Consider the following 26,697-nt stretch of genomic DNA (forward strand, 5'->3'; position numbering starts at 1 on the left):
GCCAGATTGCTGACGTATGGCTTTGCCCTACATCATCCTGTGCGCGAAGTGCCCGCGCTTTGCATCGGCCATCAGTTCCAGGAACTGGTCGGTGCTCATGTGCACCAGTTCCTGGTGGTCGCCCGCTTCGAAATAGACGTCGGCGTGCGTCAGCAGGCTGTCGTCCAGCCAGGTCTGCGTGCCATACGCCATGCCGACCGGCGGGATCGCGCCGTGGTCGCAGTCCCTGAAGACTTCGCGCACGCCATCCTCGTGCGCCAGCGACAGGTTGCGTCCGGTCTGCTCGCGGATCTCGGCAAGTTTCAAATGGTGCGTGGAAGGAATCACCGCGGCGACATAGCCGCTGTCGTCTTCCAGCAGGACTGTCTTGGCCAGGCGGTCTCCGGGAATGTGTGCAGCGTGTGCAGTGGCCATGCTGCTCAGGCTGTAGGGGTGCCGAACGGTGTCGAACTGGCTGTGCTTGGTGCTCAGGCATTTCGCCAGCGTATTAGCCATGGTCATGATCTCAAACCTCCGACGCGCTCATCGCGACAGTTGTCCGGGTGCTAATACTATAGGTCGCTGCGGGCCCGGTGGAGGCGTGTCACCGCGTCAATTCCCGGCAACAAAAAAAGGGCACCTCGCGGTGCCCCCAGTGTTGCATTGCGAGCCGGCCCGCAGGCCGGCGGCAAGTCCTGCTTATTCTTCCTGGAACGCTTCTTCGCGCTTGGCCTTGATCGACGGCAGCGCCACGATCACCACCAGCACCGCCGCGGCGATCAGCAGGCCCATCGACAGCGGACGCGTCACGAACACGCTGAAGTCACCACGCGACAGCAGCAGCGAGCGGCGGAAGTTTTCTTCCATCATCGGCCCCAGCACGAAGCCGAGCAGCAGCGGAGCGGGTTCGCAGCGCAGCTTGATGAACAGGTAGCCGATCACGCCGAAGGCAGCGGTCTGGAACACGTCGAAGGTGGTGTTCTGGACCGAATACACGCCGATGCAGCAGAACGTCAGGATCGCCGGGTACAGGTAGCGGTAGGGCACCTTCAGCAGCTTCACCCAGATGCCGATCAGCGGCAGGTTCAGCACGATCAGCATCAGGTTGCCGATCCACATCGAGGCGATCAGGCCCCAGAACAGCGCCGGGTTGCTGGTCATCACCTGCGGGCCGGGCTGGATATTGTGGATGGTCATCGCGCCCACCATCAGCGCCATCACCGCGTTGGGCGGAATGCCCAGCGTCAGCAGCGGGATGAAGGAGGTCTGCGAAGCCGCGTTGTTGGCCGATTCCGGACCCGCCACGCCTTCGATCGCGCCCTTGCCGAATTCCTGCGGGTACTTGGAGGTCTTCTTCTCCAGCGAGTACGCCGCGAACGAAGCCAGCGAGGCGCCGCCGCCCGGCAGGATGCCCAGCGCCGAACCCAGTGCGGTGCCGCGCAGCACGGCCGGGAACATGCGCTTGAAGTCTTCCTTGGTCGGGAACAGGTTGGTGATGTGGTCGGTGAAGGTCTCGCGCTGCTCCTTCTGCTCCAGGTTGGCGATGATTTCAGCAAAGCCGAAGATACCCATTGCCACCGAGACGAAGTTCAGGCCGTCGGTCAGTTCCGGCACGTCGAACGAGAAGCGCGCGGCGCCCGAGTTCACGTCGGTACCCACCAGGCCCAGCAGCAGGCCCAGCACGATCATGGCGATCGCCTTGACCAGCGAGCCCGAGGCCAGCACCACGGCGCCGATCAGGCCCAGCACCATCAGCGAGAAATACTCGGCGGGGCCGAACTTGAAGGCCAGTTCCGACAGCGGCGCGGCGAACGCGGCCAGGATCATGGTGGCCACGCAGCCGGCGAAGAACGAGCCCAGGCCGGCGGTGGCAAGCGCCACCCCCGCTCGCCCTCGTCTTGCCATCTGGTAGCCGTCGATGGTTGTCACCACCGAGGACGATTCACCCGGCAGGTTCACCAGGATGGCCGTGGTCGAGCCGCCGTACTGGGCGCCGTAGTAGATGCCGGCCAGCATGATCAGCGCGGCCACCGGCGGCAGCGTGTAGGTCACCGGCAGCAGCATGGCGATGGTGGCCAGCGGCCCCAGGCCCGGCAGCACGCCGATCAGGGTGCCCAGCACGCAGCCCAGGAAGGCGTACGCCAGGTTCTGGAAGGTCAGGGCGGTGGAGAAGCCCAGGCCCAGGTTAGTGAGTAGTTCCATGTTGGCGGCCTCCTTAGCTTGCCAGGAAAGCCGGCCACACCGGCATCTGCAGGTTGATGCCGTACACGAACGCGCCCAGGCTGATCAGCACCAGGATGATGGCGTTCAGGATGGCACCCTTCCAGCTGAATTCGTGGCTGGCCATCGACGACACCAGCACCAGCACCAGCACCGACAGCACCATGCCCAGCGGCTTGAGCAGCAGGCCGAACAGCACCACCGAGCCCAGAATCCACAGCAGCGTCTTGATATCCCAGCGGGCCAGCTGGTCTTCCTCAGCCTTGGAAGACAGCGAGCCCCACAGCACCAGCACGCCCAGCAGGGCAAGCACGATGCCGAGCCAGAACGGGAAGTATCCGGGTCCCATTTTTGCGGCGGTTCCCATGGAATAGCCGCGTGCGACCCAGGAAAAGCCGAATCCGACCAGGATGAACATCAGGCCGGAGGCGAAGTCCTTTTGGCTACGTATGCGCAAAGTGAATCTCCTCGAAAAGACGCTTGAAATCTGCGGTTGACCCTTTGTTGCCCTGCATCAATGCGGTCTGCAACGAAGGGCCCTCCTGCGGGCAGGGTGGAAGTTAAGGGGGCGACCTTTCAGCTACCTTTCAGATGTCTGCAAACAGGGTCATGGTTCGGGTATCCCCTAGTGAGATGGCGCTTAAAAGGCGCCTGGCCGATCCGCAAAGCCAGTCTGGAGGCGGGCTGGCGGGTGGGGCGGCGAGAGGCGCTGCGCTATCATCCCGGGCATCTGTACTGCAGTCTCCGGGGGCGCCGGCCTGAAAGCCCTGTAAGGTTTGAAAGGTTCCGGCAAGGACCCATACGTGACGCAAGGAGCAGCTTGGAGAGCATCGACCACGTCATCCTGATCGGTGGCATCGTGATGTCGCTGGGCATCGTGCTGGGGGCGTTCTCGGCACGCTTCGGCGTGCCGTTCCTGCTGGTGTTCCTGGCAGTCGGCATGCTGGCCGGCGTGGACGGACCCGGCGGCATCCGCTTCAACGACACCTGGCTCAGCTTCCTGGTCGGCAACCTGGCGCTGGCGGTGATCCTGCTCGACGGCGGCCTGCGCACGCGCTTCGCCACCTTCCGGGTTGCGCTCAAGCCGTCGCTGTCGCTGGCGACCGTGGGCGTGCTGGTGACGGCCGGGCTGGTGGGCGTGTTCGCGGCGTGGCTGCTCGGTATCGACTGGCGGCTCGGGTTGCTGCTCGGCGCCATCGTCGGCTCGACCGATGCGGCGGCGGTTTTCTCGATGCTGCACAGCAGCGGCATCCGCCTCAAGGACCGGGTCGCGAGCGTGCTGGAGATCGAGTCGGGCATCAACGACCCGATGGCGATTTTCCTGACCCTGACGCTGATCGAATGGGTCACCGCACCCGGCGGGCTGACGCCGCTGGGGTTGGTGATGAGCCTGCTGGTGCAGTTCGGCGTGGGCGGTGTGCTTGGGCTGGCGCTGGGATACTGCCTGGCCCGTGTGCTGGAGCGCATCCACGTGGCCGAAGGCCTGCAGGCGATCCTGCTGTGCGCAGGCGGGGCCATGGTGTTCGCGCTGGTGCAGACCGCCGGCGGCAGCGGCTTCCTGGCGGTGTACCTGACCGGCATGCTGATCGGCAACCGCGAGCGCGCGGTCACCGCCGACGTCATGCGCGCGATGGACGGCATGGCCTGGCTGGCGCAGTCGGCAATGTTCCTGCTGCTGGGCCTGCTGGTGGCGCCGCATCGGATCCTGGAAGTGGCCGGGCCCGCGGTGGCGGTCGCCGCGTTCCTGATGCTGGTGGCGCGCCCTGTGGCGGTGTGGGTGGCGCTGCTGCCGTTCCGCTTCAATGCGCGCGAGAAGGGCTTTATCGCGTGGATGGGCCTGCGCGGCGCGGTGCCGATCGTGCTGGCGCTGTTCCCGCTGCTGCGCCAGGCGCCCGAGGCCGGCTTGCTGTTCCGCATCGCCTTTGCCGTGGTGCTGGCCAGCCTGCTGTTCCAGGGCACCACCGTATCGGTCGCGGCGCGGCTGGCGCGCGTGCGCCGGCCCGGCTATCCGGAGCCGGTGGCGCGTTCGCGGCTGCGCGGCACGCGCGCGCCGATCCTGGAGGTGATGCAGTTCTGCGTGGGGCCCAACGCGCCGGTGGAAAACGTGCGCGCCGACCAGCTCGAACTGCCGCCGCGCAGCCGCCTGCTGACGGTGGCGCGCGACGACGCGCTGGCCGAACCGAATCAGACCGTACTGCGCGCTGGCGATGCGGTTAGCGTGCTGGCACCGGCGACAACGCTGCCGAGGCTCTCGCTGTTGTTCCAGAGCCCTGGGCGCGCGCCCACCTGGGAGGAGGTCTCGCACGATTTCCTGCTGTCCGGCGATGCGCCGTTGGGCGACGTGGCGGCCATTTACGGCACGCGCGCGCTGACGCCGGAGGAAGAATCGTTATCGCTGGAAGCGGCGATGCTGCGGGTGTTCACCTCGCCGCCGGTGGAGGGCGACAGCGTCGAGATCGCGGGGGTGCCACTGACGGTGACGCGGATGGAGGGGGCGAAGATCCTGCAGGTGGGATTGCTGCTGCCGCGGCTGGAGGGGGATTCCGGCGGGAAGCTGTGGGTGAGGCGGCGCAGGGAGGAAGCGGGCCGCGAGCGCGCTTGATTTGCGTTGGTTTGCTTCCCCCACCCGCCTGCGGGAGAGGGGGAACACCTTGCTTTGGCTAGCTCGCGCGGCTTGGGAGCACCCAAAACCGTTGGTCCTGCGATGGTTTGGACTTCAGTCCACCTTCGCCCCCGACACCTTCACGATCTGCGCATACTTCTTCAGTTCCTTCTGCACCAACGCCCCAAACTGCTCGGGCGTGGTCGGCGCCGGCTGTGCGCCGATCCGGGCCAGGCGTGCCTTCATGTCGTCCGTCTTCAGGATCGCAACGATCTCGTGGTTCAGCTTGTCCACGATTTCTCGCGGCGTATTGGCCGGAGCGAACACGCCGAACCACGTCGAGATATCGAAGCCTTCCAGCCCCAGCCCCCTGCCGGCCTCGGCAATGGTCGGCAGTTCGGGGAACGCCGCGGCGCGGCTGGCGGTGGTCACGGCGAAGGCCTTGAGCTTGCCCGCCTTGATATTGGCGGATGCCGAAGCCAGGTTGTCGAAGATCAGGTCGGTCTGGCCCGACAGCACCGACAGCTGCGCGGGCGACGCACCGTTGTAGGGGATATGGACCATGCTGATCTTCGCCATGCTCTTGAACAGCTCGCCCGACAGGTGCCCGGCGCTGCCGTTGCCACCCGAGGCGTAGTCCAGCTTGCCCGGGTTCTTGCGCGCGTAGGCGACCAGGTCGCGTACGTTGTTGATGTGCAGGTCGGCGGCCTTGCCGGGGTGCATCACCAGCACGTTGGGCACGTCGGCAACCAGCGTGATCGGCGCGAAGTCCTTGACCGGGTCGTACGGCATCTTGCTGAACAGCGTCGGGTTGATGGCATGCGTGGCCACCGCGCCCATGACGATGGTGTAGCCGTCGGCCGGCTGCTTGGCGACGTAGTCCGCGCCCAGGTTGCCGCCGGCGCCCGGCTTGTTCTCCACCACCACGGGCTGGCCCAGGCTGTCGCGCAGCTTGTCGCCGATGGCGCGCGCCACGGTGTCGAGCGGGCCGCCGGCGGGATAGGGCACCACGAAGCGGACGGGCTTGGCGGGGTAGGCGTTGGTGGCCGCGGCGGCGGCGGCGGGCATCAGCGCCGCGGTCAGCGCGGCGGCAAGCAGTTTCTTCAGCATGTTGCGGATGACAGAGGGATTGGGATTCTTAGCGGGCCCCGATGCCGCGCGCCATCATCACGGCGCACAGCGGCAGCAGGATCACCAGGTGCGATTCGATCATGACCCAGCGCCGCGCCGCCTTGATCTCGGACGGAGGCGGCACGTAATCGGGCAACCTGCGCGCCTGCTTGCGCCAGCGCGCGATGGCAAAGGTCGGCGGCAGCGAGCACAGCGCGATCAGTACGAACACGCCCATCTTGGCGTGGAACCACGGATTGTGCAGGTAGAAGTCGACGCCCTTGGCGCCGTAGAACAGGCGCAGCAGGCCGGTCCCCAGCGCCAGCATCGCCGACAGGAAATAGAACAGGTCATACAGCGACAGGCGCCGAACGGTGGCCGGGGTCAGGTCCGGGCGCAGTGCCACGGCCTCGGCGGCCATCAGCGTGATCAGGACAAAGATCGCAAGGAAATGCAGGAAGGCCAGGATGGCGTCGGTCAGCATGGGTTCTCCTTTGCTTTGCGCAGGCCCGCGCGGGGGGCGCGGGCCCGTGGAAAGTACTTCAGTGGGAACTGAACTTCCGGAAAGCACCTGCGGCAGGGCAGGCCTGGCCTGCCGCGGTCAGGAGGAGAATCTTACAGCACACCTTTTGCGCGAAGTGCGGCGATCTGCCCGGCGCTGTAGCCCAGGGTCTCGCCCAGCACCGTGTCAGTGTGCTCGCCCAGCAGCGGCGGGTGGCGCAGCGCCTGCGGTGGCGTCGCGCTCATCTTGATCGGGCTGCCGACCAGCTTGACCTCGCCCGCGCTCGGGTGGGGCAGGTCCACGCGCAGGCCGCGCGCCTTGACCTGGTCGTCCTCGAACACGTCGTCGAGCGTGTTGATCGGGCCGCACGGCACGCCCGCGGCTTCCAGGTCGCGGATCCACTGCGCGCGGGTGCGCGGGCGCACCATCTCGGCCAGGATCGGCACCAGCACGTCGCGGTTGGCCACGCGCTGCGGGTTTTTGGCAAAGCGCGGATCGTCGGCCAGCTCTGGCCGGCCGCCGTCGGTGACGAACTTGCGGAACTGCCCGTCGTTGCCCACCGCGACGATGATCCAGCCGTCGGCGGCCTGGAAGGTCTGGTAGGGGACGATGTTGGGGTGCGCATTGCCCCAGCGGCGCGGCGCCTCGCCGCTGGCCAGGTAGTTGGTGTTCATGTTGGCGAGCATGGCCACCTGCACGTCGAGCAGCGCCATGTCGATGTACTGGCCCTCGCCGGTGCGGTCGCGGTGGGCGAGTGCCGCCAGTACCGCGATGGTGGCGTACTGGCCCGTCATCAGGTCGGAAATCGCCACGCCGGCCTTCTGCGGGCCGCCGCCGGGCAGGTCGTCGCGCTCGCCGGTCAGGCTCATGAAGCCGCCCATGCCCTGGATGATGAAGTCATAGCCGGGGCGCGCGGCGTACGGGCCGGTCTGGCCGAAGCCGGTGACAGAGCAGTAGATCAGGTCGGGCTTGACCTGCTTCAGGGAGTCGTAGTCCAGGCCATATTTCTTCAACTGGCCGACCTTGTAGTTCTCCAGCACCACGTCGCTCTGCGCGGCGAGGTCGCGCACGATCTGCTGGCCCTCGGGCGTGCTGATGTCGCAGGTGACCGAGCGCTTGTTGCGGTTGGCGGCCAGGTAGTAGGCGGCCTCGGCGGTGTCGCGGCCGTCTTCGTCCTTGAGCCAGGGCGGGCCCCAGGTGCGGGTGTCGTCGCCGGCGCCGGGGCGCTCTATCTTGATCACATCGGCGCCGAAGTCGGCAAGGTTCTGGGCGCACCAGGGACCGGCGAGGACGCGGGTCAGGTCGAGGACGCGGAGATGGCTTAAGGCTCCCATGGCTGTAGAAGAAATTCTTAGGTGATGCGGGGGGAAGGATCGGAAAACCGGCTGCCGGCGCCGTGGCGCGCAATGGCCGGCGCGGGGTGCCTGCACTGTATCACCCGGGCCCGGCGAGGCAAGCCATAAAGTGATGCAAACATCTCTCCGTGGTATTTGATTTGGGCGATAGCCGGCCGGTGCCGGGGCGCGTTGCCTGGTCTGCCTGCCATGCCACCGCCATGCCCCCGCCATGCCCTTTTGGGGCTGGCTTGCCCGTATAATCAACGGTTTGCAAATCCAAAACTGACTCGTCGCGCCCGGCCCAGCCGCAGCAGCGTCCGCCATCCCATGAAAGTCTCAGACATTCGCAGCAAGTTCCTGCAGTTCTTCGAATCGAAGGGCCATACCGTGGTCCGCTCGTCCAGCCTGGTGCCGGCGAACGACCCGACGCTGCTGTTCACCAACTCCGGCATGGTGCAGTTCAAGGACGTGTTCCTGGGCACCGACAAGCGGCCGTACACCCGCGCGACCTCGTCGCAGCGTTCGGTGCGCGCCGGCGGCAAGCACAACGACCTGGAGAACGTGGGCTACACCGCCCGCCACCATACGTTCTTCGAGATGCTGGGCAACTTCTCGTTTGGCGACTACTTCAAGCGCGATGCCATCCTGTACGCGTGGGAACTGCTGACCAGGACCTACCAGCTGCCGGCCGAAAAGCTGTGGGTGACAGTCTACGCGGAAGACGACGAGGCTTACGACATCTGGGCCAAGGAAGTGGGCGTGCCGACCGAGCGCATCGTGCGCATCGGCGACAACAAGGGCGCGCGCTACGCCTCGGACAACTTCTGGCAGATGGCCGACACCGGCCCGTGCGGCCCGTGCTCGGAAATCTTCTACGACCACGGCCCGGAGGTGTGGGGCGGCCCGCCGGGATCGCCGGAGGAAGACGGCGACCGCTACATCGAGATCTGGAACCTGGTGTTCATGCAGTTCAACCGCGACGAGCAGGGCAACATGACGCCGCTGCCCAAGCCGTGCGTGGATACCGGCATGGGCCTGGAGCGCATCGCCGCGGTGCTGCAGCACGTGCACAGCAACTATGAGATCGACCTGTTCCAGGCACTGATCAAGGCCGCCGCGCGCGAGACCCATATCGACAACCTGAACCAGAACTCGCTGAAGGTCATCGCCGACCATATCCGCGCGTGCTCGTTCCTGATCGTCGACGGCGTGATCCCGGGTAACGAAGGCCGCGGCTACGTGCTGCGCCGCATCGTGCGCCGCGCCATCCGCCACGGCTACAAGCTGGGCCGGAAGACCCCGTTCTTCCACAAGCTGGTGCCGGACCTGGTCGCGCAGATGGGCGAGGCCTATCCGGAACTGGCCGAAGCCCAGTCGCGCGTGACCGAAGTGCTGAAGGCCGAGGAAGAGCGCTTCTTCGAGACCATCGAGAACGGCATGTCGATCCTGGACGCCGCGCTGGCCGAGCTGAAGCTCAAGGGCGGCAAGACGCTGGACGGCGAACTGGCCTTCAAGCTGCACGACACCTTCGGCTTTCCGCTGGACCTGACGCAGGACGTGTGCCGCGAGCAGGAAATCGCCGTGGACGAGGCCGCGTTCGATGCCGCGATGAGCCGCCAGCGCGAGCAGGCGCGCGCCGCCGGCAAGTTCAAGATGGCTGCCGGCCTGGAGTACACGGGCGACAAGACCGTGTTCCATGGCTACGAAAAGCTGGAACTGCCGCGGGCGTTGGTCACCGCGCTGTATGTGGATGGCGCCTCGGTCGACACCATGCAGCCGGGCCAGACCGGCGTGGTGGTGCTCGACAACACCCCGTTCTACGCCGAGTCCGGCGGCCAGGCCGGCGACCAGGGCGTGCTGAAGGCTGGCAACGCTGTATTCGCGGTCGCCGACACCACCAAGGTCCAGGCCGACGTGTTCGGCCACCAGGGCACGCTGGCAGGCGGCGCGCTGAAGGTGGGCGACGCCGTCTCGGCGCAGGTCGACGCGCTGCGCCGCGCGCGCACCGTGCGCAACCACTCGGCCACCCACCTGATGCACAAGGCCCTGCGCGAAGTGCTGGGCAGCCACGTGCAGCAGAAGGGCTCGCTGGTGGATGCGGACAAGACCCGCTTCGACTTCTCGCACAACGCCGCGCTGACCGAAGAGCAGATCCGCAAGGTGGAAGAGATCGTCAACGCCGAGATCCTGCGCAACGACGATACGCACGCCGAGATCATGCCGTTCGACGATGCCGTCAAGAGCGGCGCGATGGCGCTGTTCGGCGAGAAGTACGCCGACGACGTGCGCGTGCTGTCGATCGGCACCTCGAAGGAACTGTGCGGCGGCACCCACGTGCATCGCACCGGCGATATCGGCCTGTTCAAGATCGTGGTGGAAGGCGGCGTCGCTGCCGGCATCCGCCGCGTGGAAGCGATCACCGGCGACAACGCGCTGCACTACCTGCAGAACCTGGATGCCAGGCTCAACGAAGCCGCTGCCGTGCTGAAGGCGCAGCCGTCGGAACTCGTGCCGCGCATTGGCCAGGTGCAGGACCAGGTGCGCGCGCTGGAGAAGGAGCTGGAGCGCCTGAAGAGCAAGCTGGCGGCTTCGCAGGGCGACGAGCTGGCGGCGCAGGCCGTCGACGTGAAGGGCCTGAAGGTGCTGGCTGCCCAGCTCGACGGCGCCGACGTGAAGACGCTGCGCGAGACCATGGACAAGCTCAAGGACAAGCTGCAGAGCGCGGCAATCGTGCTGGCGGCCGTGGCCGACGGCAAGGTCAGCCTGATCGCCGGCGTCACCGCCGATGCCACCGGCAAGGTCAAGGCCGGCGAGCTGGTCAACTTTGTCGCCCAGCAGGTGGGTGGCAAGGGCGGCGGCCGTCCGGACATGGCGCAGGCTGGTGGCACCGAGCCGGCCAAGCTGCCGCAGGCGCTGGCGGGTGTCAGCGAGTGGGTGGCGGCCAAGGTCTGATGGCCTGACCATTCCGCAAGCCGATTCGCAAGCCGATTCGCAAGCAGATGAAGAAGGGGCGCCAGTGGCGCCCCTTCTGCTTTCCTACTTCTCGGTGTTGCCCATGGCACTCCGCAGCGTCGTCAATAAATCCATCGGCAACGGAAACACGATCGTCGAACTCTTGTCCCCGGCGATCTGCGTCAGCGTCTGCATATAGCGCAGCTGCATCGCCTGCGGCTGCCGCGCCAGCATCTGCGCCGCTTCCAGCAGCTTCTCGGATGCCTGCAGCTCGCCCTCGGCGTGGATCACCTTGGCGCGCCGCTCGCGCTCGGCCTCGGCCTGCCGCGCAATCGCGCGCACCATCGACTCGTTCAGGTCGACGTGCTTGATCTCGACGTTCGAGACCTTGATCCCCCACGCATCGGTCTGCGCGTCCAGCACCTTCTGGATATCGAGGTTGAGCTTTTCCCGTTCGGCCAGCATCTCGTCCAGTTCATGCTTGCCGAGCACCGCTCGCAGCGTGGTCTGCGCGAGCTGGCTGGTGGCCTCGAGGAAGTTCGCTACCTGGATAATCGCCAGCTCAGGATCGACCACGCGGAAATACACCACCGCGTTCACCTTGACCGACACGTTGTCGTGCGAGATCACGTCCTGCGGCGGCACGTCCATCACCACCGTGCGCAGGTCCACCCGCACCATCTGCTGCACGGCGGGAATGATCAGCACCAGGCCCGGACCCTTCACCTTCCAGAAGCGCCCAAGCATGAAGACCACGCCGCGCTCGTACTCGCGCAGCACGCGGAACGACGTGATGATGAGCAGCGCCACCAGGAAGATCAATCCGCCGAAGCTGAATCCGAATGCCATGTTCACGCTCCCTTTTTTGGAGTCGGTTGAGCAGCAGAGGGCGCGGCGACCACTTCGAGCACCAGCCCGTGCCGCGCGGTCACCACCACCGGCGTGCCGCGCGCCAGCGGACTCGCGCTGCGCACGCGCCAGCGTTCGCCGCGCACCGAGGCCCAGCCTTCCTGGCCGGGTGCGTCAGGCACGTCGTCGAGCAGTTCGCCACGGCTGCCGACCAGCGTGTCGGCGCCGCTGACCACCGGCCGCCTGCGCGAGCGCAGCAGCAGCGCCGACATGCCGAATACAAAGAACGCCGACATCGCCGACAGCGCCGCCACCATCGGCAGCGGCACGCCGAAACCCGGCACGTCGGTGTCGATCAGCATCACTGCGCCGAAGGCAAAGGCAATGATGCCGCCCACGCCCAGCGCGCCGAAGGTCGGCAGGAACAGCTCGGCGACCATGCAGCCGATGCCGAGCACCACCAGCGCCAGCCCGGCATAGTTGACCGGCAGCATATGCAGCGCGAACAGCGCCAGCAGCAGGCAGATCGCGCCAACGATGCCGGGCACCACCATGCCTGGCGTGGAGAACTCGAAAATCAGCGCGTAGATGCCGATCATCATCAGCATCAGCGCCACGCTGGGCTCGGTGATGACGGCCAGGAAGCGGTTGCGCCAGTCAGGTTCCAGCGTCACCACCGGGGCATCGCGCGTGCGCAGTTCGCTGGTTTTGCCGCCGGCGGTGACCAGCTTGCGGCCTTCGACCTGGCGCAGCAGTGCGGGCAGGTCGGGCGCGACCACGTCGATCACCTTCTGCGCCAGGGCTTCGTCGGCCGACAGGCTGACGGCTTCGCGCACGGCGCGCTCGGCCCATTCGACATTGCGCCCGCGCAGCTGGGCCAGGCCGCGGATATAAGCCGAGGCATCGTGCATCTGCTTGCGCGCCATGGTGTCTGCCGCGGCAGGTTCGCTTGAGGGCGCCGAGGCCGGCGTTGCGCCCGGCAGGGCGTCCGGCTTCTGCGGCCCGCCGATGCCGATCTGCACCGGGCTGGCCGCCCCCAGGTTGGTGCCCGGCGCCATGGCCGCGACATGGCTGGCGTAGAGGATGTAGGTGCCCGCGCTGGCCGCGCGTGCGCCGCCCGGATAGACATAGCTGGCCACCGGCACCGGTGACGCCAGGATTGCCTGGATGATCTCGCGCATCGAGGCATCGAGCCCGCCCGGCGTGTCCATTTCCAGCACCACCAGCTGCGCACCGCCTTCGCGGGCGCGCGCAATGCCGCGCAGGATAAAGCTGGCGCTCGCCGGGCTGACCGCGCCTTTGAGCGGGATCACGTAGACCGGCGGGGTGGCCGTGGCGGCAGGCGCGGAGGCGGGTGCGGCGCGCGCATGCAGGTTGGCGAAGCTGACGGCCAGTGCAGCGCTGCATGCCAGCACCAGGCAGGCCAGCAGCCGAATCGCCCGCATAAACGCGGTGGCAGGTTTCATCGCAAGGGCGGGGCACGCAGGGTGCCGGGGTGGCGCCACTTTCAGTGTAGGCCACCGGGCACATCTTGCATGGCGGCGATGTGCCGACAGCCGGTCGCCGCGGGGGCGCTCAGGCGGCGACGAGCTCGGCCTCGCCTTGCGGTCCGGGTGCGTGCTTGCGCAGCATATCGACCAGCGCATGCAGCGCGGCGCCCGCCATGGCCGGATGCCAGGCCAGCATGGTGCGCACGCGGCCCGCAGGCCCCAGGCCGTGCTGGCTGATGGCGGGCAGGTCCCGGTACAGGCCCAGCACCGATCGCGGCACGATCGCGGCGCCGATGCCGGCCGCCGCGCAGGCGACGATGGCATGGTAGGAGCCCAGCTCCAGTACGCGTGGCGGCGGGGCCGAGTCGCCGCCGGCATACCAGGCCTCGACGCGCGCGCGGTAGTTGCACCCGGACTCGAACGCCAGCAGCGTCGGCACTTCCAGGTCGGCGGAGGAGCGGATCGGGCGATGCCCGGCACGCGCGATCACCACCAGCTCCTCCTCGAAGGCGGGAACGGCCGCCAGCCCCGGCTCGGAAAGCGGCTCGGCGACAAAGGCGCAATCGACCTCGAAGCGCGCCAGCGCATCAAGCGCCTGCCGCGTCGCCAGCGTCACCAGTTCCAGCTGGACCTCGGGCCACGCCTGGTGGTACGCCGCCAGCACATTGGGCAAGCGGCTGGCCGCGGTGCTTTCCATCGAGGCGATGCGCAGGCGGCCGCTGGGACGTGCCGGCAGCACCGCCTGGCGCGCTTCCTCGGTCAGCTGCAGGATGCGGCAGGCGTAGTCGAACAGGGTCTGTCCCGCCGGCGTCAGCACCATGCGCCGGCCATCGCGCACGAACAGCTCGACCCCAAGCGACTGCTCCAGCTGGCGGATGCGAGTGGTCACGTTGGATTGCACCCGGTGCAGCCGCTCGGCCGCACGGGTGATGCCGCCGGCTTCGACGACGGCACGGAAGATTTCAAGCTCGGCAAGGTCCATGGCCATGGTCTCCGGAACGGGAATCCGAAATCCATCTCAACTAATGATGCATTACATCTTGATAATTCATTTTTCGGGATGGAATTCACAGCGTAGCATACAGGGACTGCAATGCAACCGCTGCGCCCACAGCCAGAGCCATGTCCAAGCTCCACAGCCTCGATCCCGACCAGGTCGCCGCCGCCAGCCCCGCCACTTCGATACCGGCCGCGCCGTTGCGTCACGCCGGTCCGGTGGCGGTGGCGATGGCCGGCCTGGTGTCGCTGGCGGTGGTGATGGGAATCGGCCGTTTCGCCTTTACGCCCTTGCTGCCGATGATGCTGCACGACCGCATCGTCGACCTGCATCAGGGCGGCTGGCTGGCGACGGTCAACTACATCGGTTATTTCCTCGGTGCCGCGCTGTGCATGTTTATCCGCCCCGACGCCCTGCGCATGGTGCGCTGGGGCCTGGTGGCGACGGTGCTGCTGACGCTGGGCATGGCGCTGCCGGGTGGCATGCCGGCGTGGTCGCTGTGGCGCTTCGCCGCCGGCGTGGCCAGCGCGGTGGTGCTGGTCTATACCGCCGGCTGGTGCCTGCAGCGGCTGGCCGAACTGGGCAAGCCGCAACTGGGCGGGCTGATCTTCTGTGGGCCGGGGCTTGGCATCGTCGCCACGGGCCTGGGCGCCTCCGGCATGGTCGGCGCGGGCTGGCAGGCCGACCATGGCTGGCTGGCCTTCACCGTCTTGGCTGCGGTGCTTGTGGCTCTGGTGTGGCGCATATTCGTGGCGCCGCCGATCGCCGCGGACGCCGGCCAGGCGCGCGCCACTGGCGCCGCGCAGCCGGCCGGCGCCGCCGCGCGGCTCGACGCCCAGACCTGGACCCTGACGCTGGCCTACGGCCTGGCCGGCTTCGGCTACATCATCACCGCCACCTTCCTGCCTGTGATCGCGCGCGAGGCGCTGCCGGGCACGGTCTGGGCCGACCTGTTCTGGCCGATCTTCGGCGCCGGCGTAGCGGTCGGCGCCGTGCTGGCGACGCGGGTGAGCATGGCGCACGACAGCCGCAAGCTGCTGACGATTTCCTACGGCATGCAGGCGCTGGGCGTCGCGATTGCGGTGCTGTGGCCGACGGTGGCGGGGTTTGCGCTGAGCAGCCTGCTGGCCGGCCTGCCGTTCACCGCGCTGGTCGCCTTCGCCATGCGCGAGGCCCGGCGCCTGTGGGGCCCGCACGCGCCGCGGCTGATGGGGTTGATGACCGCGTCGTACGGCCTCGGCCAGATCGCCGGACCGCCACTGGCAACCGCGCTGGTGGCGCGCACTGGCGGCTTCGCCAGCTCGCTGGCCTGCGCGGCGGCGTCGCTGCTGGTGGGTGCGCTGGTGTTCGCCTGGATGCGCCGCGCCTGGCCGCTGGCGCCCGCACGGAGCGGAGCGTGAAGGTGCGCTACAGTATCGCCTTTGCCGCCTGACGCGCCACGCATCGCGGCTGGCGCGCCTGCGCCGCAGCCCGTGGCGCAGCACAAGGCCGGGGCCGACCCCGGCACGCGAGACCGGGCGGCGCAGGAGCGAGCCCCATGTCTTTTGCCTTGCAGCCCGCGCGTGCCGCGGGCGCCTCCCCGCAGCCTGTCTCCGCCGAAGAGCAGCGCGTGCGCGTCGACCTTGCCGCCGCCTACCGGCTGGCCGCGCGCGAGGGCTGGGATGACCTGATCTACACCCATATCTCGGCCACCGTGCCCGGCGAGCCGGACCATTTCCTGATCAACCCGTTCGGCTTTGCCTTCGACGAGATCCGCGCCAGCGACCTGGTCAAGATCAATGGCCGCGGCGAGGTCGTCGGCGAGACTGTCCACCCGGTCAACGTCACCGGCTTCGCGCTGCACGCCGCCGTGCACGCGGCCCGGCCCGACGCGATGTGCGTGATGCACCTGCATAACACCGCGGGCATCGCGGTGTCGGCGCAGGCAGCCGGCCTGCTGCCGCTGTCGCAGCACGCGATGCGCTTTTACGGCCGCATCGCTTATCACGACTACGAAGGGCTGGCCTTCAGCCCGGCCGAAGGCGGGCGGCTGACCGCTTCGTTGGGCGAGCACCCCGCCATGCTGCTGCGCAACCACGGCACGCTGACCGTGGGCCGCACCGTGGCCGAGGCCTATGTGCTGATGGCGACGCTGATCAAGGCCTGCGAGATCCAGATCGCTGCGCAGGCGGGCGGCGCGCTGGTGCAGCCGGATCACGGCGTCGCCCACAAGACCTCCGGGCAACTGTTCGACAACGGCGCCATCGAGGGTGTGATGGAGTGGCCCGCGCTGCTGCGCAAACTCGATAGAATCGATCCTTCCTACCGGGACTGATTGCCACGTCCCGTGGCGACTACCTAGAACACCAATCATCACAAGGAGCATTGCATGCCGACTTTCCACGTCGAAATGTTTGAAGGCCGTACCATCGATCAGAAGCGCAAGTTCGTCGAGGAAGTGACGCGCGTCACCTGCGAGACGCTGGGCTGCTCGGCCTCGGCCGTCGACATCATCATCACCGACGTCAAGCGCGAGAACTGGGCCACCGGCGGCGAGCTGTGGGCCGACAAGAAGTAAGGCACTGAACGGCCTGGACACCATGCAGCACTTCGCCTCCGACAACTATGCCGGCTTCTGCCCGGAATCGCTCAAGTATTTCCTGGAAGCCAATGCCAGCGGCCACGAGCAGGCCTATGGCGACGACAGCTGGACGCAGAAGGTCTGCGACCGCATCCGCGACCTGTTCCAGACCGATTGCGAAGTGTTCTTCGTGTTCAACGGCACGGCGGCCAACTCGCTGGCGCTGTCGGCGCTGTGCCAGTCGTACCACTCGGTGATCTGCCACGAACTGGCGCATATCGAGACCGATGAGTGCGGCGGCCCGGAGTTTTTCTCCAACGGCTCCAAGCTGCTGACCGCGCCGGGCGAGAACGGCAAGCTCACGCCCGATGCGATCGAGGCGCTGGTCACGCGCCGCTCGGACATCCACTACCCCAAGCCCAAGGTGGTGTCGCTGACGCAGTCGACCGAGGTCGGCACGGTGTACAGCGTGGAAGAGGTGCGCGCGATCGCGGCCATCGCCAAGCGCCGGCAGCTGCGCGTGCATATGGACGGCGCGCGCTTTGCCAATGCGGTGGCGTCGCTGGGCGTGCATCCGTCCGAGATCACCTGGCGCGCCGGCGTCGACGTGCTGTGCTTCGGCGGCACCAAGAACGGCTTGCCGGTGGGCGAGGCGGTGGTGTTCTTCGACCGCCGCCTGGCCGAGGATTTTGCCTATCGCGTCAAGCAGGCCGGGCAGCTGGCGTCGAAGATGCGGTTTATCTCGGCGCCATGGCTGGGCCTGCTCGAGAACGATGTGTGGCTGGCCAACGCGCGCCATGCCAACGCCATGGCGCGACTGCTGCAGCAGCGCATTGCCGACATCCCCGGCGTGCGCATCATGTTCCCGACGCAGTCCAACGCCGTCTTCGCCGAGCTGCCGCTGCCGGCGATCGAGGCGCTGCGCGCCAGGGGCTGGCGCTTCTATACCTTCATCGGCGCCGGCGGCTGCCGCTTCATGTGTTCGTGGGACCTGCAGCCGCAGACGGTGGAGGCGCTCGCCGCCGACATGCGCGCGGCATGTGGCGCCTCAAGGGGTGCCTGAGCAGGTGCTTGAACGAGGCGGCGCGATCATTCTGATAACGAGACACCTACAGGAGCCCCCCAATGCAATACCGATTCTGCCCGCAGTGCGGCGCGCCGCTCGAGGTGCTGCCGCTGTCCGGGCGCGAACGCCATGCCTGCGTGCAGCATGAATGCGGCTTCGTGCACTGGAACAACCCGCTGCCGGTGCTGGCGGCGGTGGTGGAGTACCAGGACAAGCTGCTGCTGGCGCGCAACGCCGCCTGGCCGGAGAAGATGTTTGCGCTGGTGACGGGGTTCCTGGAGCGCGACGAGCCGCCCGAGCTGGGCGTGGCGCGCGAGCTGAAGGAAGAGACCAACCTCGATACCGAGTCGGTCTCGCTGATCGGCGTCTACGAGTTCATGCGCAAGAACGAGCTGATCATCGCCTACCACGTCAAGGCGACCGGCACCGTCCAGCTGTCCGAGGAACTGGCCGAATACAAGCTGGTAGCGCCCGAGGACGTGCGCGTGTGGTCGGCAGGCACCGGCTTCGCCGTGGCCGACTGGCTGGCCGCGCGCGGCTACCCGGTGCGCTTCTTCGACCGGCAGACCGGCGCGGACATTCCGGACCCGCGCCGCCCGCATGACTTCAGCCAGGTCGGGGCTTCGCTACAATATCGCTGGTGAGAGTCCCCCGAATAGCCTCAGAACCCGAAGGAAGAGACGAATGGAGTTCCAGAAAGAAGTGGATGCGCGCGGCCTGAACTGCCCGCTGCCGATCCTGCGCACCAAGAAGGCGCTGGCCGACATGGCCAGCGGCGAAGTGCTGAAAGTGCTGGCCACCGATCCCGGCGCGACGCGCGATTTCCAGGCCTTCGCCAAGCAGACCGGCAACGAGCTGCTGTCGCATTCGGAAGTCGACAAGGTGTTCGTGTTCTACATGCGCCGCCGCTGATCGATCTCGACGAGAGACAAAGAAAAAGCCGCTTCAAGCGGCTTTTTCATTTGGTGAACGAGGCGAACGTTCAGCTGTTCGGCCGCGTCAGGTGCTCGCGCGATTCCAGATAGGCGCTGAATTCGGCGCCGACTTCCGGGTGCTTCAGCGCAAACTCGACCGTCGCCTTCAGGTAGCCCAGCTTGCTGCCGCAGTCATAGCGGCGCCCCTGGTATCGGTAGGCCAGCACCTGCTCCTGGCCCAGCAGCGACTGGATCGCGTCGGTCAGCTGGAACTCGCCGCCGGCGCCAGGCTTCAGCTCGCGCAGGTGGTCGAAGATGCGCGGCGTCAGGATGTAGCGGCCGACCACGCCCAGGTTCGACGGGGCGTCTTCCGGGGCAGGCTTTTCCACGATGCCCGATACCTTGATCACGCCTTCATCCCACTCGCGGCCATCGATCACGCCGTAGGAGCGGCTCTGCTCCGGCGAGATTTCCTCGACGCCCAGCACCGAGCAGTTGTAGTGGTTGAAGGTATCCACCATCTGCTTCATCACCGGCGGGTTGCCGTCGATCAGGTCGTCGGCCAGCATGATCGCGAACGGGGTGTCGCCGACCAGCTTGGCGGCGCACAGCACCGCGTGGCCCAGGCCCAGCGCCTCGGGCTGGCGCACGTAGTAGCACTCCACGTTGGCGGGCTTGATCGAGCGCACCACGTCCAGCAGCGCCTGCTTGTTCTTGGCTTCCAGCTCGACTTCCAGCTCGAAGGCCTTGTCGAAATGGTCCTCGATGGCGCGCTTGGAGCGGCCGGTGACGAAAATCATCTCGGTAATGCCGGCGGCCATGGCTTCTTCCACGGCGTACTGGATCAGCGGCTTGTCCACTACCGGAAGCATTTCCTTCGGGCTGGCCTTGGTGGCTGGCAGGAAGCGGGTGCCCAGGCCTGCGACCGGGAAGACGGCCTTGGTGACGCGATTTTCCATATCAGGTGTACCTCTCAGATGCTGGTTCATAACCCTGCCAGCCATTACCGGCGCCGTCTGTCCGGTTCCGTCCGACGCCGCTGGACGGAAACCAGACTGGCAGGGGCGTCATCGGCTGCCGGTCAGGCCGGCAGCCGTTGCAGCTGACCCTGCAGCTTGGCCAGCGTTTGCTCGAAATCAGCGAGTCGTTGCGTCTCTTGCGCCACCACGGCGGGCGGCGCCTTGGCGACAAAGCTCTCATTAGAGAGCTTGCCGCGGCACTTGCCGATCTCTGCAGCGATGCGTTCGACCTCTTTCGACAGGCGCGCGCGCTCGGCGGCGACGTCGATTTCGATCTTCAGCAGCAGGTGGTTGCCGCCGGCAATAGCTACCGGCGCACCTGCGCCTTCGGCCTGCAGGGTGCTCTCGTCTTCGAAGACGCGTACCTCGGAAAGTTTCGCCAGCGCCTGAATATGTGCGCTGGCCGCCTTCAGGAATTCGCTGTCGCCTTCGGCATAGAGCGGGATGCGCTGCGCCGGCGAGATGCTCATTTCGCCACGCAGGTTGCGGCAGGCATCGACCACTTCCTTCAGGCGCGCCACCCATTGCTCGGCGTCCTCGTCGATCTTGGCGACAGCCGGCAGCGGATAGGACTGCAGCGAGATGGTCTCGCTGCCGTCGCCCTTGGCGCGGCCGGCCAGCGGGGCCACCTTCTGCCACAGCTCTTCGGTGATGAAGGGAATGATGGGGTGCGCCAGGCGCAGCACGGTCTCGAGCACGCGCAGCAGCGTGCGGCGGGTGGCGCGCTGCTGGGCTTCGGTGCCGGTCTGGATCTGCACCTTGGCCAGTTCCAGGTACCAGTCGCAGTACTCGTCCCAGACGAACTTGTAGATCGCGTTGGCGATATTGTCGAAGCGGTACTCGGCAAAGCCCTTCTCGACCTCGGCTTCCACGCGCTGCAGCAGCGACACGATCCAGCGGTCGGCCTGCGAGAAGTGCAGGTAGCCGTCCGGGCCGCAGTCATTGTTGCACGGGCCCATGCCGCAGTCATGGCCTTCGGTGTTCATCAGCACGAAGCGGGTCGCGTTCCACAGCTTGTTGCAGAAGTTGCGGTAGCCCTCGCAGCGGCCGGTGTCGAAATTGATGTTGCGGCCCAGCGTCGCCAGCGAGGCGAAGGTAAAGCGCAGCGCATCGGCGCCGAAGGCGGGAATGCCCTCGGGGAATTCCTTCTTCGTCTTCTTCTCGATCTTGGGCGCGTCCTTGGGGCGGCGCAGGCCGGTGGTGCGCTTCTTCAGCAGCGTGTCCAGGTCGATGCCGTCGATCAGGTCCACCGGGTCGAGCGTGTTGCCCTCGGACTTGCTCATCTTCTTGCCTTCCGAATCGCGCACCAGGCCGTGCACGTAGACGGTATGGAAGGGCACCTTGCCGACGAAGTGCTTGGTCATCATGACCATGCGCGCCACCCAGAAGAAGATGATGTCGTAGCCGGTGACCAGCACCGACGACGGCAGGAAGTGCTTCATCTCCGGGGTTTCCGCCGGCCAGCCCAGCGAGGAGAAGGGCACCAGCGCCGACGAGAACCAGGTGTCGAGCACGTCTTCCTCGCGGCGCAGCGCGCCGGTGCTGCCGGCGGCGCGGGCCTTGGCGAGCGCTTCCTCTTCGGTGCGGCCGACGAAGCAGTTGCCGGCATCGTCGTACCACGCCGGGATCTGGTGGCCCCACCACAGCTGGCGCGAAATGCACCAGTCCTGGATGTTGCCCAGCCACTGGTTGTAGGTGCTGATCCAGTTTTCCGGCACCAGCTTGATCTCGCCGCTCTGTACGGCTTCGAGCGCCACCTCGGCGATCGAGCGGCCCGGGTTGAAGGTGCCTTCCGGCGCCGGCTTGCTCATGGCGACGAACCACTGGTCGGTCAGCATCGGCTCGATCGCGCTGCCGGTGCGCTCGCTGCGCGGGGTCATCAGCTTGTGCTTCTTGACCTCTTCCAGCAGGCCTCGCTTGTCGAGGTCCTCGACGATAGCCTTGCGCGCGTCGAAGCGGTCCAGGCCGGCGTAGGCGGCCGGCGCGTCGGCAACGACCTTTGCTTCCAGCGTCAGGATCGACAGCTGCGGCAGGTTGTGGCGCTGGCCGACGGCATAGTCATTGAAGTCGTGGCCCGGGGTCACCTTGACCACGCCGGTGCCGAACTCGCGGTCGACGTATTCGTCGGCGATCACCGGAATCTGGCGGCCGGTCAGCGGCAGGTGCACCGATTTGCCGATCAGGTGCGCGTAGCGCTCGTCTTCCGGGTGGACCATCACGGCCACGTCGCCCAGCATGGTTTCCGGACGCGTGGTGGCCACGGTCAGGTGGGTCAGGCCGCGCTTGGCGTCAGCCTCGACCAGCGGATAGCGGATATGCCACAGCGAGCCTTCTTCCTCGACGCTGTCGACTTCCAGGTCCGACACGGCGGTGCCCAGCACCGGATCCCAGTTGACCAGGCGCTTGCCGCGGTAGATCAGGCCCTGCTCGTACAGGCGCACGAACGCTTCGGTCACCGCCTTCGACATCTCCGGCGACATGGTGAAGTACTCGCGGCTCCAGTCGATCGACGCACCCATGCGGCGCACCTGGCGGGTGATGGTCGAGCCCGACTCTTCCTTCCAGGCCCACACCTTCTCGGTGAACTTCTCGCGGCCGAGGTCATGGCGCGACACGCCCTCGCCCTCGAGCTGGCGTTCCACCACGATCTGGGTGGCAATGCCGGCGTGGTCGGTGCCCGGCACCCACAGCGTGTTGGCGCCCAGCATGCGCGCGTGGCGCGCCAGGCCGTCCATGATGGTCTGGTTGAAGGCATGGCCCATGTGCAGCGTGCCGGTCACATTCGGCGGCGGCAGTTGGATCGCGAAGTCCGGGCGGGCAGGGTCGAAGGTCGGCTTGGCGATGCCGCGGCTCTCCCACTCGGGGGCCCATTTCGCCTCGATGGCGGCGGGTTCGAAGCTCTTGGCAAGCGATTGGTCTTGGGCGGTCATGCTGGGATGTCGAGGTTGGCGTCTGGATGCGTCGCAGGGCTGTAGCGGGGTGCGGCGGCCTGCGCCTGGCGGCCTTGCGCCAGTGAAACCCCAAATTATACGGGGGCGGGCCGGTCGCTGCCTATTTTGCGGACAGCGGCCCCGGGCGGGAAAGGCTGGCTAAGGCAGGTGCGCGCCTGCATGCAGGGCAGTTTTCGCCGCTCGGATGTGACGGCTCGGACATGGGCCGACCGGTATAATTGGCGCCATTCCACAAGGCCCCTCCGATGTCCGACCTGCTCGCCAACCTGAACGCCGAACAACTTGCCGCCGTCACCCTGCCCGACGAGCCGGCGCTGATCCTGGCGGGCGCGGGCAGCGGCAAGACCCGCGTGCTGACCACGCGCATCGCCTGGCTGCTGCAGAACGGCCGGGTCTCGCCGGCGGGCATCCTGGCGGTGACCTTCACCAACAAGGCCTCGAAGGAAATGCAGACGCGGCTGCAGTCGATGCTGCCGATCAACACCCGCGGCATGTGGATCGGCACCTTCCACGGCCTGTGCAACCGCATGCTGCGCGCGCATTTCCGCGACGCCGGCTTGCCGCAGACCTTTGCCATCCTGGACAGCCAGGACCAGCTTTCGGCGCTCAAGCGGCTGCTCAAGTCGCTCAACGTCGACGACGAGAAGTACCCGGCCAAGAACCTGCAGTACTTCATCAACAACGCCAAGGAGCAGGGCCTGCGCCCGGCCGACGTCGAGGCCAACGACGACTTCAACAAGCGCTTCGTCGACCTCTACGCCGCCTACGACATGCAGTGCCAGCGCGAGGGCGTGGTCGACTTTGCCGAGCTGCTGCTGCGCTGCTACGAACTGCTGCGCTATAACGACGCGATCCGCCAGCACTACCAGCACCGCTTCCGCCATGTGCTGGTCGACGAGTTCCAGGACACCAACGTGCTGCAGTACCAGTGGCTCAAGCTGCTGGCCGGCCACGGCACGCAGAACCCGGCCGCGGTCTTTGCCGTGGGCGACGACGACCAGAGCATCTACGCCTTCCGCGGTGCCAACGTCGGCAATATGCGCGACTTCGAGCATGAGTTCCGCGTGCGCCGGCTGATCAAGCTGGAGCAGAACTACCGCTCGCACGGGCATATCCTGGATTCTGCCAACCACCTGATCTCGCACAACGCGCGCCGCCTGGGCAAGAACCTGCGCACCGACGCCGGCCATGGCGAGCCGGTGCGCGTGTACCAGGCCGGCACCGACGGCCAGGAAGCGGGCTGGATCATCGAGGAAATCCGCGACCAGATCGCGCAGGGCACCAGCCGCGCCGAGATTGCCATCCTGTACCGCAGCAACGCCCAGTCGCGCGTGATCGAACACGCGCTGTTCTCCGCCGGCATCCCGTACCGCGTCTATGGCGGCCTGCGCTTCTTCGAGCGCGCCGAAATCAAGCACGCGCTGGCGTATATGCAGCTGCTGGAAAATCCGCGCAACGATGCCGCCTTCGGCCGCGTGGTCAACTTCCCGGCGCGCGGCATCGGCGCGCGTTCGCTCGAGGTGCTGCAGGACATGGCGCGGCAGTACGATTGCGCGCTGTCCGAGGCCGTGGCCTACGTGCCCGGCGCGGCCGGCAGCAAGCTTGCCGCGTTCACGCGCCTGATCGACAAAATGCGCGACGACACCCGCCGCATGACGCTGGCCGAGACCGTCGAGTACATGATCAACACCAGCGGCCTGATCACCCACTACCAGGGCGAGAAGGAAGGCCAGGACCGCATCGAGAACTTGCAGGAACTGGTGACTGCCGCGCAGGCCTTCGTGGTGGAAGAGGGCTACGGGCTGGATGCGCTTGCTGCGGTGATTCCCGCGGATCGTGCGCCCGCCATGCCGGTGCTGGCCGACGGCGACCAGTCCCAGCAGGTGCTCGACCCCGAGGCGCTGCCGGTGGTGATGACGCCGCTGGTCGCGTTCCTGACGCATGCCTCGCTGGAAGCCGGCGACAACCAGGCCCAGGCCGGCCAGGACGCGGTGCAGATGATGACCGTGCACGCGGCCAAGGGGCTGGAGTTCGATGTGGTCTTCATCACCGGGCTGGAAGAAGGCCTGTTCCCGCACGAGAACAGCATGATGGACCCCGACGGGCTGGAAGAAGAACGCCGCCTGATGTACGTGGCGATCACGCGCGCGCGCGAGCGCCTGTTCCTGTCGTTCGCGCAGAGCCGCGTGCTGCATGGCCAGACCAAGTACCACGTGCGCTCGCGCTTCTTCGAGGAACTGCCCGAGGAAGCGCTCAAGTGGCTGACGCCCGCGGTGCAGGGCTACGGCGGCGTACGCCGCCAGGAACGCGACAATGCCTGGGGCCGCGACTGGTTCCGCAAGCCGGAGGATGTTCCCTACACCGGCACGCGCCCGACCGGCGGCATGGACAAGGGCAACGGCTATGCCGACGCCAAGCGCGAGGCGGGCACCGGCTTGCGCGTGGGCCAGTCGGTGTTCCACAACAAGTTTGGCGAAGGCGTGATCACCGCGCTGGAGGGCGAAGGCAACGACGCCCGCGCCAATATCAAGTTCAAGCGCCACGGCGCCAAGTGGCTGGCGCTGTCGGTGGCGAAGCTGGACGCGATCGACTGAGCGGCGCCAGCCTTCCCGCCGCCGCTCACCGGGCTCAGGACAGGGCGTGCCGCACTTCGCCGGCCTTCGGGTCGGGAGTGTCCACGGTCAGCAACGGATTGATGAACAGCGACGCCACCGCGCCAACGCCCAGCAACGCCCCCGAGATCATGAACGGCAGGTCATAGCTGCCGGTCCGCTCGATCAGGTAGCCGAACACCACCGGCGACACCATGCCGGCCAGCCCGAAGCCGGTGTTCATCATGCCGCCCGCGGTGCCGGCGTACTTGCCGGCAATGTCCAGCGGCAGGCTCCACAGCACGGCATTGGTCAGCTCCAGGAAGAAGAACGACAGCGACAGCAGGATCACCGCGTTGACGGCATCGGCCGTGAAGGTCATCGGCGCGATGAACATCAGCGAGCCGGCCAGCCCGACGAACAGGATCGCGCCGCGCGCCAGGCGCAGGTTGCCGGTGCGCCGGTAGATGCGGTCCGACAGCACGCCGCCGAGGGTGTCGCCGACCACCCCCGCCATCAGCGGCAGCGCGGTGAACAGCGCCAGCTGCTTCAGGTCGAAGCCGCGCGCTTCCTTCAGGTACGACGGCAGCCAGGTCAGGTAGACCCACAGCGACCAGCCGTAGCAGAAGTCGACGAAGGTCACCAGCCACATGCGGCGGAACAGCCGGCGCCACGGCGTGGGTGCCTTGGCCGCCTGCTGCGAATCGCCGCACCGGTAGCCGATCTCCTGCAGTTCTTCCGGCGTGACCCGCTTGTGCTTGTCGGGCGAGTCCTTGAACGTCAGCGCGTACAGCACGGTCCAGCCCAGGCTCACCGCACCCAGCACGACGAAGGCCTCGCGCCATCCCGCCGCGGCGACGATGGCCAGCACGATCGGCGGCGTGATCGCACCGCCCAGCCGGGCGAAGCTGTGGGTAATGCCCTGCGCGAAGCCGCGTTCGGCCACCGGCATCCAGTAGGTGAAGGCGCGCGTGGCGGTCGGGAACGCGCCGCCTTCGCCGATGCCCAGCACGAAGCGCAGCACCACCAGCATCATCACGCTGCCGGCAAAGCCGGTCAGCACCGTGGCCACGCCCCAGATCAGCGACAGCACGATCAGCACCTTCTTGGGCCCGAACTTGTCGGACATCCAGCCGCCCAGGATCTGCATGGCGGCATAGGGATAGGCAAAGGCCGAGAACACCAGCCCCAGCTGCGAGGACGTCAGCCCCATCTCCTCGCGGATCAGCGGGGCGGCAACCGAGATGTTGACGCGGTCGATATAGGCGATGAAGTACATCAAACACATGACGCCGAGGATCATGTGCCGGGTCTTGATGCGTTGCTGCATAACCACCTCCTATGCGCGGCGGGCGCGCGTGGCGTTGACGGGGCGGCGGCCGGCGCGTGGTCCATTGCCATGCGCTTGCGGCTCGCCGGAGCGCGCCAGCGATAAGTCCTGGCTGCGCTGCCCCGTCCTTGAGCAAACAGCTGTGTGTCTCTGTGCGTGTCTCCGGATGTCGTGGTAGCGGGGTGAGCGGGCTCCTTGGCGAAAGTTGGGGGAAGGGATGGGGTGTCA

21 protein-coding genes are annotated in these 26,697 nt (G+C 67.0%); 9 read left to right on the forward strand and 12 right to left on the reverse strand.

What is annotated here, in order from left to right; genetic code table 11:
• Nucleotides 1-27: 27 nt before the first annotated feature.
• The 3 genes from E1J61_RS29210 to E1J61_RS29220 all read right to left on the reverse strand — a co-directional run bounded on the left by E1J61_RS29210 (nucleotide 28) and on the right by E1J61_RS29220 (nucleotide 2,656).
• Nucleotides 28-501, reverse strand: a complete 474-nt coding sequence (locus tag E1J61_RS29210; protein WP_133097398.1) for an aminoacyl-tRNA deacylase — start codon at nucleotides 499-501, stop codon at nucleotides 28-30.
• Between the two features lie 177 nt (nucleotides 502-678).
• A complete protein-coding gene (locus E1J61_RS29215) occupies nucleotides 679-2,181 on the reverse strand; it encodes a tripartite tricarboxylate transporter permease (protein ID WP_133097399.1) in 1,503 nt (500 codons plus the stop codon).
• A gap of 13 nt (nucleotides 2,182-2,194) precedes the next feature.
• The gene (locus tag E1J61_RS29220; RefSeq protein ID WP_029045514.1) at nucleotides 2,195-2,656 is read right to left on the reverse strand and encodes a tripartite tricarboxylate transporter TctB family protein; all 462 of its coding nucleotides are present in this window, start codon (nucleotides 2,654-2,656) and stop codon (nucleotides 2,195-2,197) included.
• Nucleotides 2,657-3,019: 363 nt separating this feature from the next.
• On the opposite strand from E1J61_RS29220, the gene E1J61_RS29225 reads away from it, so the two are divergent.
• Nucleotides 3,020-4,801, forward strand: a complete 1,782-nt coding sequence (locus tag E1J61_RS29225) for a potassium/proton antiporter (RefSeq protein WP_133097400.1) — start codon at nucleotides 3,020-3,022, stop codon at nucleotides 4,799-4,801.
• Nucleotides 4,802-4,915: 114 nt separating this feature from the next.
• Here E1J61_RS29225 and E1J61_RS29230 read toward each other — a convergent pair whose 3' ends face one another.
• From E1J61_RS29230 to E1J61_RS29240, 3 genes are all read right to left on the reverse strand, one after another.
• A complete protein-coding gene (locus tag E1J61_RS29230) occupies nucleotides 4,916-5,911 on the reverse strand; it encodes a tripartite tricarboxylate transporter substrate binding protein (RefSeq protein ID WP_133097401.1) in 996 nt (331 codons plus the stop codon).
• 28 nt (nucleotides 5,912-5,939) lie between these two features.
• On the reverse strand, nucleotides 5,940-6,395 hold the full coding sequence (locus E1J61_RS29235) for a DUF2214 family protein (protein WP_133097402.1): 456 nt from the start codon (nucleotides 6,393-6,395) through the stop codon (nucleotides 5,940-5,942).
• Between the two features lie 131 nt (nucleotides 6,396-6,526).
• Entirely contained in the window at nucleotides 6,527-7,747 is a 1,221-nt protein-coding gene (locus tag E1J61_RS29240; protein WP_133097403.1) for a CaiB/BaiF CoA-transferase family protein, read from the reverse strand.
• Between the two features lie 330 nt (nucleotides 7,748-8,077).
• Here E1J61_RS29240 and alaS point away from each other — a divergent pair, with 330 nt between their 5' ends.
• On the forward strand, nucleotides 8,078-10,702 hold the full coding sequence (alaS, locus tag E1J61_RS29245) for an alanine--tRNA ligase (protein ID WP_133097404.1): 2,625 nt from the start codon (nucleotides 8,078-8,080) through the stop codon (nucleotides 10,700-10,702).
• An 84-nt stretch (nucleotides 10,703-10,786) separates the two neighbouring features.
• On the opposite strand, the gene E1J61_RS29250 is transcribed toward alaS, so the two are convergent.
• From E1J61_RS29250 to E1J61_RS29260, 3 genes are all read right to left on the reverse strand, one after another.
• On the reverse strand, nucleotides 10,787-11,551 hold the full coding sequence (locus tag E1J61_RS29250) for a slipin family protein (protein WP_133097405.1): 765 nt from the start codon (nucleotides 11,549-11,551) through the stop codon (nucleotides 10,787-10,789).
• A gap of 2 nt (nucleotides 11,552-11,553) precedes the next feature.
• Complete coding sequence (locus E1J61_RS29255) at nucleotides 11,554-13,017, reverse strand: nodulation protein NfeD (protein ID WP_133097406.1); 1,464 nt, start codon at nucleotides 13,015-13,017, stop codon at nucleotides 11,554-11,556.
• A gap of 109 nt (nucleotides 13,018-13,126) precedes the next feature.
• Complete coding sequence (locus tag E1J61_RS29260) at nucleotides 13,127-14,023, reverse strand: LysR substrate-binding domain-containing protein (protein ID WP_133097423.1); 897 nt, start codon at nucleotides 14,021-14,023, stop codon at nucleotides 13,127-13,129.
• A 140-nt stretch (nucleotides 14,024-14,163) separates the two neighbouring features.
• Between E1J61_RS29260 and E1J61_RS29265 the strand changes: the two genes are divergently transcribed.
• The 6 genes from E1J61_RS29265 to E1J61_RS29290 all read left to right on the forward strand — a co-directional run bounded on the left by E1J61_RS29265 (nucleotide 14,164) and on the right by E1J61_RS29290 (nucleotide 18,576).
• Nucleotides 14,164-15,438, forward strand: coding sequence for a YbfB/YjiJ family MFS transporter (locus E1J61_RS29265; RefSeq protein WP_133097407.1), 1,275 nt, complete (start codon nucleotides 14,164-14,166; stop codon nucleotides 15,436-15,438).
• A 137-nt stretch (nucleotides 15,439-15,575) separates the two neighbouring features.
• Entirely contained in the window at nucleotides 15,576-16,352 is a 777-nt protein-coding gene (locus E1J61_RS29270) for a class II aldolase/adducin family protein (protein ID WP_133097408.1), read from the forward strand.
• Nucleotides 16,353-16,406: 54 nt separating this feature from the next.
• Entirely contained in the window at nucleotides 16,407-16,595 is a 189-nt protein-coding gene (locus tag E1J61_RS29275; protein ID WP_029045525.1) for a 4-oxalocrotonate tautomerase, read from the forward strand.
• Nucleotides 16,596-16,617: 22 nt separating this feature from the next.
• Entirely contained in the window at nucleotides 16,618-17,661 is a 1,044-nt protein-coding gene (locus tag E1J61_RS29280) for a low specificity L-threonine aldolase (RefSeq protein ID WP_133097409.1), read from the forward strand.
• 62 nt (nucleotides 17,662-17,723) lie between these two features.
• Nucleotides 17,724-18,308, forward strand: a complete 585-nt coding sequence (locus tag E1J61_RS29285) for an NUDIX domain-containing protein (protein ID WP_133097410.1) — start codon at nucleotides 17,724-17,726, stop codon at nucleotides 18,306-18,308.
• A 40-nt stretch (nucleotides 18,309-18,348) separates the two neighbouring features.
• Nucleotides 18,349-18,576 carry a sulfurtransferase TusA family protein gene (locus E1J61_RS29290; protein WP_029045528.1) on the forward strand — a complete coding sequence of 76 codons (228 nt, stop codon included), beginning with the start codon at nucleotides 18,349-18,351 and terminating at the stop codon, nucleotides 18,574-18,576.
• A 70-nt stretch (nucleotides 18,577-18,646) separates the two neighbouring features.
• Here E1J61_RS29290 and galU read toward each other — a convergent pair whose 3' ends face one another.
• Nucleotides 18,647-19,537 (reverse strand): UTP--glucose-1-phosphate uridylyltransferase GalU, encoded by an 891-nt coding sequence (gene galU, locus E1J61_RS29295; RefSeq protein WP_133097411.1) that lies wholly within the window; start codon nucleotides 19,535-19,537, stop codon nucleotides 18,647-18,649.
• Nucleotides 19,538-19,659: 122 nt separating this feature from the next.
• Nucleotides 19,660-22,527 carry a valine--tRNA ligase gene (locus E1J61_RS29300; protein WP_133097412.1) on the reverse strand — a complete coding sequence of 956 codons (2,868 nt, stop codon included), beginning with the start codon at nucleotides 22,525-22,527 and terminating at the stop codon, nucleotides 19,660-19,662.
• A gap of 266 nt (nucleotides 22,528-22,793) precedes the next feature.
• Here E1J61_RS29300 and E1J61_RS29305 point away from each other — a divergent pair, with 266 nt between their 5' ends.
• Complete coding sequence (locus E1J61_RS29305; RefSeq protein WP_133097413.1) at nucleotides 22,794-25,142, forward strand: UvrD-helicase domain-containing protein; 2,349 nt, start codon at nucleotides 22,794-22,796, stop codon at nucleotides 25,140-25,142.
• Between the two features lie 34 nt (nucleotides 25,143-25,176).
• Here the strand turns inward: E1J61_RS29305 and E1J61_RS29310 are convergent, their stop codons facing one another.
• Nucleotides 25,177-26,469: an MFS transporter gene (locus E1J61_RS29310; RefSeq protein ID WP_133097414.1), complete on the reverse strand. Its 1,293-nt coding sequence runs from the start codon at nucleotides 26,467-26,469 to the stop codon at nucleotides 25,177-25,179.
• Between the last annotated feature and the right edge of the window lie 228 nt (nucleotides 26,470-26,697).

This window comes from Cupriavidus sp. L7L, from assembly GCF_004353535.1.
GTDB lineage: Bacteria > Pseudomonadota > Gammaproteobacteria > Burkholderiales > Burkholderiaceae > Cupriavidus > Cupriavidus oxalaticus_A.

Excerpts from the sequence above, each read along its gene's own strand:
- E1J61_RS29210 (WP_133097398.1), bottom strand. The coding sequence starts at position 501 with ATGACCATGGCTAATACGCTGGCGAAATGCCTGAGCACCAAGCACAGC.
- E1J61_RS29215 (WP_133097399.1), bottom strand. The coding sequence starts at position 2,181 with ATGGAACTACTCACTAACCTGGGCCTGGGCTTCTCCACCGCCCTGACC.
- E1J61_RS29230 (WP_133097401.1), bottom strand. The coding sequence starts at position 5,911 with ATGCTGAAGAAACTGCTTGCCGCCGCGCTGACCGCGGCGCTGATGCCC.
- E1J61_RS29235 (WP_133097402.1), bottom strand. The coding sequence starts at position 6,395 with ATGCTGACCGACGCCATCCTGGCCTTCCTGCATTTCCTTGCGATCTTT.
- E1J61_RS29240 (WP_133097403.1), bottom strand. The coding sequence starts at position 7,747 with ATGGGAGCCTTAAGCCATCTCCGCGTCCTCGACCTGACCCGCGTCCTC.
- alaS (WP_133097404.1), top strand. The coding sequence starts at position 8,078 with ATGAAAGTCTCAGACATTCGCAGCAAGTTCCTGCAGTTCTTCGAATCG.
- E1J61_RS29250 (WP_133097405.1), bottom strand. The coding sequence starts at position 11,551 with ATGGCATTCGGATTCAGCTTCGGCGGATTGATCTTCCTGGTGGCGCTG.
- E1J61_RS29255 (WP_133097406.1), bottom strand. The coding sequence starts at position 13,017 with ATGAAACCTGCCACCGCGTTTATGCGGGCGATTCGGCTGCTGGCCTGC.
- E1J61_RS29260 (WP_133097423.1), bottom strand. The coding sequence starts at position 14,023 with ATGGACCTTGCCGAGCTTGAAATCTTCCGTGCCGTCGTCGAAGCCGGC.
- E1J61_RS29265 (WP_133097407.1), top strand. The coding sequence starts at position 14,164 with ATGTCCAAGCTCCACAGCCTCGATCCCGACCAGGTCGCCGCCGCCAGC.
- E1J61_RS29270 (WP_133097408.1), top strand. The coding sequence starts at position 15,576 with ATGTCTTTTGCCTTGCAGCCCGCGCGTGCCGCGGGCGCCTCCCCGCAG.
- E1J61_RS29275 (WP_029045525.1), top strand. The coding sequence starts at position 16,407 with ATGCCGACTTTCCACGTCGAAATGTTTGAAGGCCGTACCATCGATCAG.
- E1J61_RS29280 (WP_133097409.1), top strand. The coding sequence starts at position 16,618 with ATGCAGCACTTCGCCTCCGACAACTATGCCGGCTTCTGCCCGGAATCG.
- E1J61_RS29285 (WP_133097410.1), top strand. The coding sequence starts at position 17,724 with ATGCAATACCGATTCTGCCCGCAGTGCGGCGCGCCGCTCGAGGTGCTG.
- E1J61_RS29290 (WP_029045528.1), top strand. The coding sequence starts at position 18,349 with ATGGAGTTCCAGAAAGAAGTGGATGCGCGCGGCCTGAACTGCCCGCTG.
- galU (WP_133097411.1), bottom strand. The coding sequence starts at position 19,537 with ATGGAAAATCGCGTCACCAAGGCCGTCTTCCCGGTCGCAGGCCTGGGC.
- E1J61_RS29300 (WP_133097412.1), bottom strand. The coding sequence starts at position 22,527 with ATGACCGCCCAAGACCAATCGCTTGCCAAGAGCTTCGAACCCGCCGCC.
- E1J61_RS29305 (WP_133097413.1), top strand. The coding sequence starts at position 22,794 with ATGTCCGACCTGCTCGCCAACCTGAACGCCGAACAACTTGCCGCCGTC.
- E1J61_RS29310 (WP_133097414.1), bottom strand. The coding sequence starts at position 26,469 with ATGCAGCAACGCATCAAGACCCGGCACATGATCCTCGGCGTCATGTGT.